The 12,423-nt window shown below is 53.7% G+C and carries 9 protein-coding genes; 6 read left to right on the forward strand and 3 right to left on the reverse strand.

Annotated elements, in window-relative coordinates:
* Window positions 1-28: 28 nt before the first annotated feature.
* A complete protein-coding gene (gene epd, locus E0E17_RS03570) occupies window positions 29-1,048 on the reverse strand; it encodes an erythrose-4-phosphate dehydrogenase (protein ID WP_130831597.1) in 1,020 nt (339 codons plus the stop codon).
* Between the two features lie 331 nt (window positions 1,049-1,379).
* Window positions 1,380-3,371 carry a transketolase gene (gene tkt / locus E0E17_RS03575; RefSeq protein ID WP_130831599.1) on the reverse strand — a complete coding sequence of 664 codons (1,992 nt, stop codon included), beginning with the start codon at window positions 3,369-3,371 and terminating at the stop codon, window positions 1,380-1,382.
* 275 nt (window positions 3,372-3,646) lie between these two features.
* On the opposite strand from tkt, the gene loiP reads away from it, so the two are divergent.
* The 6 genes from loiP to E0E17_RS03605 all read left to right on the forward strand — a co-directional run bounded on the left by loiP (window position 3,647) and on the right by E0E17_RS03605 (window position 11,241).
* Window positions 3,647-4,402: a metalloprotease LoiP gene (gene loiP / locus E0E17_RS03580; RefSeq protein ID WP_130831601.1), complete on the forward strand. Its 756-nt coding sequence runs from the start codon at window positions 3,647-3,649 to the stop codon at window positions 4,400-4,402.
* 758 nt (window positions 4,403-5,160) lie between these two features.
* Complete coding sequence (locus E0E17_RS03585; RefSeq protein WP_130831603.1) at window positions 5,161-5,700, forward strand: fimbrial protein; 540 nt, start codon at window positions 5,161-5,163, stop codon at window positions 5,698-5,700.
* A 128-nt stretch (window positions 5,701-5,828) separates the two neighbouring features.
* Complete coding sequence (locus tag E0E17_RS03590; RefSeq protein WP_165446200.1) at window positions 5,829-6,476, forward strand: fimbrial biogenesis chaperone; 648 nt, start codon at window positions 5,829-5,831, stop codon at window positions 6,474-6,476.
* Between the two features lie 44 nt (window positions 6,477-6,520).
* Complete coding sequence (locus tag E0E17_RS03595; protein WP_130831607.1) at window positions 6,521-9,139, forward strand: fimbria/pilus outer membrane usher protein; 2,619 nt, start codon at window positions 6,521-6,523, stop codon at window positions 9,137-9,139.
* A 15-nt stretch (window positions 9,140-9,154) separates the two neighbouring features.
* On the forward strand, window positions 9,155-10,519 hold the full coding sequence (locus E0E17_RS03600) for a fimbrial protein (RefSeq protein ID WP_130831609.1): 1,365 nt from the start codon (window positions 9,155-9,157) through the stop codon (window positions 10,517-10,519).
* A complete protein-coding gene (locus E0E17_RS03605) occupies window positions 10,519-11,241 on the forward strand; it encodes a fimbrial biogenesis chaperone (protein ID WP_130831611.1) in 723 nt (240 codons plus the stop codon). Before E0E17_RS03600 ends, E0E17_RS03605 begins: the two co-directional genes overlap by 1 nt.
* A 36-nt stretch (window positions 11,242-11,277) precedes the next feature.
* Here E0E17_RS03605 and speB read toward each other — a convergent pair whose 3' ends face one another.
* The gene (speB, locus tag E0E17_RS03610) at window positions 11,278-12,204 is read right to left on the reverse strand and encodes an agmatinase (RefSeq protein ID WP_130831613.1); all 927 of its coding nucleotides are present in this window, start codon (window positions 12,202-12,204) and stop codon (window positions 11,278-11,280) included.
* Window positions 12,205-12,423: the final 219 nt, after the last annotated feature.

The raw sequence follows: 12,423 nt of genomic DNA on the forward strand, positions 1-12,423 counted from the left end.
ATAAGTTTTGTCAGACGCAAACTGCGTCTTACCTGAAACCGCGTGCGGCCATGGCTAACGTCGTATCGAGCATTCGGTTAGCAAAGCCCCATTCGTTGTCACACCAGACCAGGGTCTTGATCAGGTGCTGACCGCTGACCCGCGTCTGCGTGCCGTCCACTATGGCACTGTGCGGATCATGGTTAAAATCGACTGAGACTAACGGTAATTCCGTATAGTCAACTATACCACTAAATGCCCCCTCTGACGCGTTTTGCAACAAGGCGTTGACCTCGCTCGCCTTCACCGCCTGGCGCACCGAGACGCTGAGATCAATGGCGGTGACGTTGATGGTAGGAACGCGTACAGCAATGGCTTCAAAGCGGTCATGAAATTTCGGAAAAATGCGTGCAATGCCAGCGGCAAGGCGGGTATCTACCGGGATGATCGACTGGCTGGCGGCGCGCGTACGGCGCAAGTCGCTGTGGTAGGCGTCAATCACCTGCTGGTCGTGCATCGCGGAATGAATAGTGGTAACGGTGCCGTTTTCGATGCCAAAGGCGTCATCCAGCAGCTTGATAATCGGGATAATACAGTTGGTGGTGCAGGAGGCGTTGGAGACAATGCGGTCAGCGGGTTTCAGCGTCTGGTCGTTGACGCCAAACACCACAGTTGCATCCAGATCGCTGTCGCCCGGATGGGAAAACAACACTTTCTTCGCACCCGCCTGCAGATGGGCGACGCCATCGACGCGGCTGCCATAGACGCCGGTACAGTCGAGAACGATATCCACGTTCAGTTCACGCCAGGGCAACGCGCTGATCGCCGCCTGATGCAACAGACGAATGGTATCATCGCCGACACGCAGCAGATCGCGCTCCTGACGCACCTCAAAGGCGAAGCGGCCATGGCTGGTGTCATATTTCAACAGATGGGCGATGCCAGCGGCATTTGCCAGTTCGTTGATGGCCACCACGGTGATTTCAGCCCGGCGGCCGGTTTCGTACAGCGCACGCAATACGTTGCGTCCAATGCGGCCAAAACCATTTATCGCAACCCGAACGGTCATATTTCTCCTGCGGTAACTGCCTGATAAAACATGCCAATAGCCTGAGCGTTTCGCCAGAATTTGTACAGGAAATTCTTGTACGCTGGCGGGCGGCCCGTTGCCGTCAGGATCTTAACTGAAACGCTTCAGCCAGAATAAAACAACTCAGGAATAACAGAAATAATGGTAATCAACTGTGCTGCCAATAATTAGATCTTTGTCACATTTTAAGCTGAAATTCTATTATTACTGCTGGAATAACTTGAATGCCAGCAATAAAAAAGGGCGAACAGCTCGCCCTTCAGGTTTTCCCATCCTGCCCGCACCAGGGCGGACAGACGGTGCAACAGAATTAAAGAATCGATTTGGCGGTGTTGACCACGTTATCGACGGTGAAGCCAAACAGCTCAAACAGTTTCTCTGCCGGTGCTGACTCACCAAAGGTAGTCATGCCGACAATCGCCCCGTTCAGACCGGTGTATTTGTACCAGTAGTCAGCGATACCCGCTTCGATAGCCACGCGCGCGGCTACCGCTTTCGGCAACACGGATTCGCGATACGCCGCGTCCTGCTTGTCGAAGGCGTCGGTAGAAGGCATAGAAACCACACGCACTTTACGTCCTTCGCTGGAGAGACGATCATACGCCGCCACCGCCAGCTCTACTTCAGAACCGGTAGCGATCAGGATCAGCTCAGGCGTACCGTCGCAATCTTTCAGCACATAACCACCACGCGCCACATTCGCCAGCTGCTCCGCGCTGCGATCCTGCTGAGCCAGATTCTGACGGGAGAAGATCAACGCCGTCGGGCCATCTTTACGCTCGATAGCGTATTTCCAGGCTACCGCAGATTCTACCTGGTCACAGGGACGCCAGGTGCTCATGTTTGGCGTAGTGCGCAGGCTGGCCAGCTGTTCTACCGGCTGGTGCGTCGGGCCATCTTCGCCCAGACCGATGGAGTCGTGGGTATATACCATCACCTGACGGATCTTCATCAGTGCCGCCATACGCGCCGCGTTACGAGCATATTCCACGAACATCAGGAAGGTCGCGGTGTATGGCAGGAAGCCGCCGTGCAGTGCAATACCGTTGGCAATAGCGGTCATACCGAACTCGCGCACGCCGTAGTGGATGTAGTTTCCAGCCGCGTCGACATTGATCGGCGTAGAGCCGGACCACATAGTCAGGTTGCTCGGCGCCAGGTCAGCAGAGCCGCCCAGATACTCCGGCAGCAGTTTACCAAAAGCTTCAATCGCATTCTGAGACGCTTTACGACTGGCGATTTTCGCCGGGTTAGCTTGCAGCTGTTCGATAAATTTCTGTGACTCTTCCTGCCAGTTCGCTGGCAGCTCATTGCTCATACGACGCTTGAACTCAGCAGCCAGTTCCGGATAAGCCTGCGCATAGGCCGCAAATTTCTCATCCCAGGCGGACTCTTTCGCTTTGCCCTGCTCTTTTGCGTCCCACTCGGCATAGATCTCCTGCGGAATGACAAAAGGTGCATGCTCCCAGCCCAGCTGCTTACGGGTCAGCGCGATTTCATCATCGCCCAGCGGTGCGCCGTGCGAATCATGGGTGCCCGCTTTGTTCGGCGAACCGAAACCGATCACGGTTTTGCACATCAGCAGCGAAGGCTTGTCAGAAACCGCTTTGGCTTCTTCGATCGCTTTTTTGATGGCGTCTGCGTCGTGACCATCCACGCCGCGCACCACGTGCCAGCCGTAAGCTTCAAAGCGCGCGGCAGTGTCATCGGTGAACCAGCCGTCAATATGACCATCAATGGAGATGCCGTTATCGTCGTAGAAGGCAACCAGTTTGCCCAGCTTCAGGGTGCCGGCCAGTGAACAGACTTCGTGGGAAATCCCTTCCATCATGCAGCCGTCACCCATGAAGACATACGTATTGTGGTCTACGATTTCATGACCAGGACGGTTGAACTGGGCCGCAAGGGTGCGCTCAGCGAGGGCGAAGCCGACGGCGTTAGCGATGCCCTGCCCCAGCGGGCCGGTGGTAGTTTCTACGCCGACGGTGTAGCCATATTCCGGATGGCCTGGAGTTTTGGAGTGCAGCTGACGAAAGTTTTGCAGCTCGCTCATCGGCAGATCGTAACCGGTGAGATGCAGCAGGCTGTAAATCAGCATCGAGCCGTGGCCGTTAGACAGGATAAAACGGTCACGATCGGCCCACTGCGGATTGGTGGGGCTGTGGTTCAGATAATCACGCCACAGCACTTCAGCGATGTCCGCCATGCCCATCGGGGCACCCGGATGTCCCGATTTGGCTTTCTGTACTGCATCCATACTTAACGCCCGTACGGCGTTGGCAAGCTCTTTACGAGAGGGCATTTTCTACTCCAGGTCGGATTAAGGCTTCGCCATCCCTAACTTATTGTAATTAATCAGTTATCAGGCAAAGCCGGAAAAAAGTTGCTCATCAATGTACATGAAAATCATGGCAAAAGTACATGCTGTACGATGGGAAATCGTCAGTAAAAGGTTGCAAAACCAGCGTTGTCTGCTAGGCAAGCGCCAGGCAAATCGTTATAACCAGAAACTTGCGCACCTGGCTGTGATGGCAGGTGCCAGCTTTATTTACCTTATGACTGAACAGGATGAATGGAATGAAGATCCCAACTCGCGTACTCGCCCTGAGCATGGCGGCTTTCCTCAGCGGCTGTCAGGGCATTGACAATAACGCGCTACTGCAATCTGGCACTCAGGCTTTTCAGGCTTACACCCTCAGTGATGAACAGGTGAAACAGCTGAGCGACCAGTCCTGCCAGCAGATGGATAAAGAAAACGCTATCGCCCCCGCCAACAGCGACTATCAGCAGCGGCTGAATAAAATTGCCGCCGCGCTGGGGGATAACATTAACGGCACGCCAGCCAACTATAAGGTCTATCAGACGAAAGACGTCAACGCCTGGGCGATGGCTAACGGCTGTATCCGCGTCTACAGCGGGCTGATGGACATGATGAACGATGAGGAAGTGGAGGGTGTACTGGGCCACGAAATGGGCCATGTGGCGCTCGGCCATACGCGCAAAGCGATGCAGGTGGCTTTTGCGACCACCGCTGCCCGCACGGCTGCGGCTTCAGTAGGGGGCATTATCGGTTCCTTATCGCAGTCGCAGCTCGGCGAATTAGGTGAGACGCTGGTGAACGCCCAGTTCTCGCAGACGCAGGAATCACAGGCGGATGACTACTCTTACGATCTGCTGAAAAAACGCAACATCAGTCCGAACGGTCTGGTCACCAGCTTTGAGAAGCTGGCGCAGCTGGAAGAGGGTCGTCAGAGTTCAATGTTCGACTCCCACCCCGCTTCTCAGGCACGTGCGCAACATATTCGTGAGCGTATCGCTGCCGATCAGAAATAGTCTTTTCCTGAGCCCTGTCTGTCAACGCAGCGGGGCTCAGGCTTCTTCCTCCCCCGCTCGTCCTGTTTTTTCTTCATCCGGCTTTATCTGGCCTGAGCCTCTGCTTTAATTTATTTTAATAATTTTAAAAACAATCATTAACGCATTAATTTTTATACCTAACCTTTTCAGCCGTACTGTTTTTACCACCGGAAGCGGCAGCATTACCCGGCCCTGTTATAATATTCTTTAAAACATCCCTATTTTATCTGGCGTACGGCACTGCGTCGGGACTGAAAGCAGGTCCGAATAAGCCGCCCGGGTCGTAACGAAAACGATTAACCCGGACTTTTTATCTGAAACGCCAGGTCCGTTTCTGGCCTTTACATTAGCTTTTCAAAAAATAACCCCCGATTATTTTTATTACTGAAGAATAATCCCTGAAAAACTTTTCTTTTACCCTCCCCACTAAGAGAAGCAAATTAAAGATAAAATCATTGAACATGTAACCATCAAGTAAAGCGCAAGAGATTACGCCATTTAAATCATTCACAGCTTATTGACTTGGCACTATTAGATGTTACTATTCCACTCACTGACACCAGGGAAGAGTTTTATTCGCACGTAAATAACGCCAAAAAAGGAATACTGAGAGGGTTAACCTGCTCTTCCATTTTAAAACAAACCATAACCCGCTTCTCCCGACAGAAGTAAAATTATTATTGGTTATTGTTAGCGTTAATTAATTACGTTACCTCATTAAATAAAGGATTATATTGATGAAGCTATCGTCTGTAAGCATCTCCGCGCTTTATGCTGGCCTGTTTTTTTCTGGCGCTGTTCAGGCCTTCTCCGCAAATACGATTCAGTTTATCGGCGAAATTGCCGACCAGACCTGTAATGTCTCGGTAAATGGCAGCCATGACTCACCGGTTGTTTTACTCCCCACCGTCAGTAAATCTGAATTAAATTCAGCTGCCAAAACGGCAGGCGCGGCCAGCTTTACCATTAAAGTCACCGGTTGCGCTGCGGAACCCGATGATCAGGCGATCAAGGCGCGTTTTATTGCTAATCATCTTACGGCCTCAAAACGTATTGGTAATACCGGGGATGCCAGTAATGTATCGCTGGAAATTTTTGATCCCCGGAATGCCGCGGTTACCATCGATCACACCGGCATAACGCCAGCGCCAGGATTGTTTTTGCCTGCGGGTGCCACAGAAGCCGCTTACGATTATGGGGTGCGTTACTACGCTGAAGGGGCCGCTACGGCCGGTTCGGTAGCGGGAAGCGTACAGTACGCCCTTTCTTACCGTTAAGTTTCTGACTCTATGCGCACCGGGGGTGACTATCATCGCCCGGTGCCCTGTGCGAATTTTCCGTGATGAAAAGGTTTTGTTTCGCCCTGGCGGCGTTATTATCTGCGTCGGTTAACGCAAGCGTAGTCATGACCAATACCCGTATTATCTTTCCGGCCACTGAACCGTTCAAAACTATTCAGTTTTCCAATCAGGATAATGTGCCTTATGTCATGCAGCTCTGGACTGACACCAGTAATCCGGATTCCACGCCGGATGATGCGGATGCGCCTTTTATTGTTGCGCCGGTTATTTTTCGTATTGAACCGCACTCCGGTCAATCAGCCCGACTTCACTATATTGGTAAAGCATTGCCGCCGGATCGTGAATCGCTGTTCTATCTGAACTTTACCCAGATCCCTCCCGGCAATATCGGAGGAGAAACCAATAAGCTACTGCTTATCCTGAAAAGTCGGGTGAAAATCTTCTATCGGCCGCCGGGTATTAAAGGCAGCCCGGCAGATATTGACCACCACCTCACATTCCAGCTCACATGGGAAAAAGGGAACGCGATTTTACAGATTAAAAACAGCGCCAGCTATTATGCCTCTTTTGCGCACATGGTGATTAAAGGCCCGGATAACAGCTGGCCGGTGGAAATTGATATGATCGCCCCGCAAAGCAGGCAGTCGCTATCCCTGAAACATCTACCGCAGCAAAGCAGCGCACCGTTAGAAATAGAATATACGTTAATCAACGACAGCGGGAGGAAAATAAAACACCAGATAACTTTATAAGCTTTCCTGTAAAGGGAAGCCAGTAAGTCAACATCAGGGATAAAATGATGAAGTTAACATGCAACATGGAACGTTTTTCAACCGTTAACGACATATTCAGAATCAGAAAAAGCGATCTATTGCTCTGCCTGGCGATTTTTCCTCTGGAAACGCTTTATGCCGAACCCGCTGTTGTCAGGTCGGATATCCAGCGCGCAGTCAAAGCCGCGAAAGTTGACGATGAATTTTATGAATTTGACAGTGAATTACTGGTGGGAACCGCCAGTAAAAAAAAGAGCCTGAAGCGGTTTAGCCAGAAAAACGCGTTCTCGCCCGGTAACTATATTAGCGATATTTTTGTCAACGAAAGTTACCTGACACGACGCCCGGTCCGGTTTATGACCACCCAGACCGGTGCCGTTCTACCCTGCCTGCCTGCCGATCTGTTTAACGCTGGCGCTATCGTGCTGAAACCGGAGGCGTGGCGTGATAAAAACCACGGCGACTGTTTTTTCGTGCAGCAGCATTTAAAAGATAGTCGTACCGAATTCGACGTCAGTAGCCAGAAGCTGGCTATTTTAATTCCCCAGGCGCTGATAGCGCGCGCTGATAAAAATGGGGCGGCGTTAAATAACCTGTCAGCGGGAGAAACGGCGTTATTTACTAACTATGATGCCAACTATTATTTCAGTGATGCAAAATATCACACCAGCCACGCCGCCTGGTTCTCATTCAGCAGCGGTATCAATTTTGGCCTCTGGCAGTGGCGGCATCAGGGGAATGCCAGCTGGTATCAGCAAAAGAACGGCATTAATCGTGTGCGCTGGCAACCGCTCCAGACTTATGTTCAACGCCCTCTGGTCACGCTCGGTAGTCAACTGACGCTGGGAGAAATTTTTACCTCCGGTAAATTCTTCAGCGGCCTTGGCCTGAACGGCATCCGACTGGAAACAGATCAGCGCATGAAAGCGAGTCCACAACGCGGCTATGCGCCCGTGATTCGTGGAATGGCGGCCACGACGGCAAAGGTGACACTGAGACAGGTCGGCAAAATCATTTACCAGACCACTGTTTCGCCAGGAAACTTCTCTGTCGACGATCTGCCTGCGACAAATTATCAGGGCGATATTGATGTCACCGTGGACGAGGCGGATGGCCGCCATACTTCTTTTACGGTTCCCTTCTCATCCGTACCCGATTCGCTGCGCATGGGCGATACCAGGTACAGTTTTGTGGCGGGTAAAACGCGCAATTTTTCCGCATCAAACGCCTTTTTTACCGATCTTATCTGGCGCTCCGGTTTGACGAATCAGACCACAGTGAGCAGCGGATTGCGTTTGTCGCCTGGCTATTTATCGCTGCCTGTCGGCGGGGTTTACAGCAGTGCGGCTGGCGCTTTTGGCTTTGAGGCGGCCTGGTCTACGGCCAGTATCGCCGCGCAGCCGTTTACCGGCTGGCGGCTGGGCAGCAGCTGGAGTCGCACCTTTAATGCGGGTGCCACCAGCGTTGCCCTGGCTGGCTATCGCTACTCTGGCGGCGGCTACCGTGAATTCAGTGATGTGCTGGGTTTAAGAGAAGCAGCCCGAAAGAGCAAGACGTGGTATTCGCATAGCTATCAACAAAGCAGCCAGCTTACCCTGAGCTTGAATCAATCACTGCATGACTACGGTAACTTATGGGTTGCAGGCTCGCGCACGTTTTACCAGCAGGATGCTCGTCAGTTGCAGTTGCAACTGGGTTACAGTCATCACTGGCGTCAGCTGAGCTACGACTTTTCGTTCAGTCGTCAGTATCAGGGAGCACGCCACTACGGATTAAACAGCGATAGTGACTACAACCGCCCTGGCGCGGAGAATCGCTTCCTGCTCTCGTTCAGCCTGCCGCTGGGCAACAGCACTGCAGCCCCTGCCATTGCCAGCAGCCTCTATTACCGTCCCGATGCCGGGGGCACGACAGCGATGCAAAGCAGCGTGAGCGGCGTACTGGGCGATCAGTATCGTTCCTCCTATAGCCTGAATGCCAGCTGGGATGGTCAGCAGCAGGGCAACAGTATCGGCGCCGCGATCTCACATCAGTTTCCTGCTGCCACCGCCAGCAGCACCCTGTCGCTGAACCGGGCCTTTTTGCAGAGCAGCGTCAGCCTGCGCGGCAGTATGGTGGCCCATGCCGGCGGCCTGACTTTTGGTCCTTATACCAGTGAAACTTTTGCGCTGATTGAAGCGCAAGGGGCTGAAGGCGCCACGCTGGCCAGCGGCATGGGCGCCACAGTCGACCGCGCTGGCTATGCCATCTACCCCTCCGTGATCCCTTACAGCTATAACGATATTGCTTTAGAGGCTAAAACGATGCGCGATCCATACCGTGAACTCAATGAAAACCAGAAAAAAGTGGCGGGCTATGCTGGCGCCATGCTGAAAGTCCGTTTCAAAACCCGTCGCGGTTATCCGCTGTTAATTAAACTGCGTAATAGTGACGCGGTCGCGCTGAATGCAGATGTTATCGATGAAAACGATAACGTGGTCGGACTGGTAGGACAAAGTTATCAAATATACGCCAGGGTCAGTCAGCCACGCGGCATATTGTGGGCAGGCAAAGATCGTACCTGCAGGATCCCTTATTCACTGGAACTCGGGCACGACAAGCAGCCTTTATACCGTCTGGAAGCTTCCTGTCAGCGTGATTAGCGCAAAGGATATGCCATGAAAATCCTGTTTTATTATTTTACGGGCACTCTCACGGTTATTTTATGGCAGCCAGCCAGCTGGGCGTCCTGCCATAAAATTACAAAATTCAACAATACCCCAACCAGCCCCCTGTATACCGAGTCGGGTAAAGGCGATATTGCCAACTGGACCGGCGGCGCGGTGGATACCTCAGGCAGCGCAGGCTCGCTTTCCGGCAGCATTAATCTTCCGGCGGAAGATGTCCTGAGTAATGGCGGCGCGTTTCAGGCTGACGGTAGCCTGCTTGCCAGCAGCAGCGTCCAGTTTGTGGAGATGGGGCGCGTCAAATATACGCCAGAAACTATCCTGTTCCGCTGTAGCCCGGATGAGGCGGGCAAGCTGTTTGAATTTTACTCCACCAACGGTGACGATGTTTATTCAGGCCGCAACCAGGTTGGCAGCGCTATCGGCAAAAATGAGGTTTATCAGACCTGGTTTAGCGGGGTCTCCTCGCGCCTGACCAACTTAGCCACCGGCGAATATTACAGCCGCTACTGGAAAAGCCGCCCTCTCACCGGGCTCGATCGGGATTCCAGAGGCTGGCTGCTGGTAAAAGCCAAAAACTTCTCAGAGACGAAAATTGAGCTGTTTAAAAACAGTGCGTCTAAAGGAGGAAGGAGCCTCGGCAACTACTCGCGTAGCCAGCCACTGGGTTATATCGCTTTTAAGGGCGGGGGATACAGTCGCGGGTTATATGATGGCGCCGATCACGCGGCGAATGCCAGCGGCTGGCCTGAATACTGGCCGGGCGCGATTAATTTATATAACCGCGTGACCTTAACGAAGATTAATACCTGCCGCTTAACCTGGTCCACGCCGCAGGTGATTTTCCCGACGGTAACGGTGGCGCAACTGAGGCAGGGCGAGCAATTTACCCAGCCTGTGGATATTAATTTTTCCTGCCAGCCGGTATCCGGCGATAAGGGTTACAGCGGCTTTATAAGTGGCAACCTGACAGGGCAAACGGCCATCGGCTTTGTGATCGGCCCTGCCAGTCTCAGTACGGCAATCAAAGAGGGAGTGGGCAACCAGGGTGACAGCTCAAACTGGCTGCTGTCAGAGGGTTATGGCGTCGATCCCGCCGCGCCCACGGGTGTCGGGGTTAAGATCTCCACCGCTCCGCAAGGTCCTGCCCTGTCGCTGTTCAGTAACTTCAATGCCACAGGCGGCGCGGGCTCCTTCTGGTTACCGGTGTTGACCAACGCCACCCAGGCGGGCAACAGCCAGCGTCTGACGCATTATCATGCGCGCTACTACGCCACGCTGGCGCAGCTGCCGGGTAAACAGGCGACGGCAGGACGCTACCACGCCACCCTGCAGGTGGTGATCAAGGTGCTGTGATGAAAAAGCTCTTTTCTTTTTTACTGCTAAGCGTCCTTTCCGTTTCGCCTTGCGACGCTGCCCTGACGATCGAAGGCTCGCGCATTATCTTTCCCGATGATCAGCAGGAAGCGACGCTGCGCCTGCTGAACGCCAGTGACCTGCCGATAGTGGTGCAGGCCTGGATCGATGATGGCGCGCCGCAAGGGACACCCGAAACCGCTGGCGAGACGCCGGTGATCCCGATCCCTTCCCTGTTTCGTATTGACGCTGCCCGTACCCGCTACCTGCGCCTGCTGGCGACGCACCTTCCTCAGCCGCAGGATCGCGAATCGCTCTACTGGCTGAACCTGGTGGAAGTACCTGCTGGCGCTTCCACGCCAGAAGCGCAGGCGCTGTTGAAAGTGAAAGTGCGTATTCAGCTTAAGTTGTTCTACCGCCCCGCCAGCCTGCAAAAGCGCGCGGGTAGTCAGGCAGCTGCGCAACAATTCAGTATTGAATTTGCGCCAGGGATAAGCCGACTCCGGGTCACCAACCCTACACCGTTTTATATCAGTTACTCAGGTGCCGAAGTGATCGGAGAGAAAGGGAAAGCGGTGCCGCTGGCAGAGATGGATATAGTGGCCCCTTTTACGAGCCACTCTTTTCCTCTGCCACAGGCGCTGGACGAGAAACCGGTGCAGATCCGTTACGCCCTGATTAACGATCGGGGAGAGGAAGAGATCCACGTTAAATCGCTGTAATGCGACGCGCGCCGCCACTCCCCGTGCTCATTGGCTTCAGGCGTTGCTTTTGTTAACCGCCTGCACATGCAGCATATCCAGCGCCAGGCTGGCGGCCGCCAGTGCCGTGAGATCGGCGTGATCGTAGCCCGGCGCCACTTCCACCAGATCCATGCCGACAATATTCATTCCCTGCAGGCCGCGCACCAGTTTGCTGGCTTTGTCAGTGGTCAGGCCGCCAATCACCGGCGTGCCGGTACCCGGCGCATGGGCTGGATCCAGACAGTCGATATCGAAGGTCAGATAAACCGGCAGATCGCCTACGATCTGTTTCACCTGGGCGAGGATATCGTCCACGCTGCGATCGTTAACCTGCGCCGCATCCAGCACGTTAAAGCCCAGGCTGGCATCAAACTCGGTACGAATCCCGATCTGTACAGAGTGCTGCGGATCGATCAACCCTTCCGCCGGTGCATGATGGAACATGGTGCCGTGGTCGAATGTCGGACCGTTGGAATAGGTGTCGGTATGAGCATCAAAGTGGACCAGCGCCATCTTACCGAAATGTTTCGCGTGCGCGCGCAGCAGCGGCAGCGTCACGTAGTGGTCGCCACCAAAGGTCATCATACGTTTACCGTTCGCCAGCAGTTTTTCTGCGTGTGCCTGCAGCTTGTCAGAGAGATCCTGCGAGTCGCCAAAGGCGTATACCAGATCGCCACAGTCCACCACATTCAGGCACTGACGCAGATCGAAGTTCCACGGCCAGCGGCAACCTTCCCACGCCAGGTTAGTAGAGATCTGACGGATGGCGCCCGGCCCCAGACGGCTGCCCGGACGGCCTGAGGTTGCTGCGTCAAAAGGCACCCCGGTGATCACCCACTCAGCATCGCTGTCGTAGGGCTGAAAGTTAACCGGAAAACGCATGAAACCGAAGGCGTTAGAGACCAGGGAATTATCATACTGATTGCCCAGGGTGTTATACATAAATCATCCTCTTGCTGTCTGAGAGTCGGGCCAGGCCCGCATGCCTGTTAAGGTATAGATGAAAAAAATCCCCTCCGCGTCGTTGAACCCGACGAGGAAGGGATTGATGGCATTGATTATCGCGAAGAAAGCGTTACTCCGCAACGGGCAGACGTCACTTATCCGTAGGCCGATCCGCACAGCGTTGCGCGCTGCAGCGCTTTATCTCTGGCTGGCTCA

The sequence above is a fragment of the [Erwinia] mediterraneensis genome (assembly GCF_900604315.1).
GTDB classification, from domain to species: Bacteria; Pseudomonadota; Gammaproteobacteria; order Enterobacterales; family Enterobacteriaceae; genus Pantoea; species Pantoea mediterraneensis_A.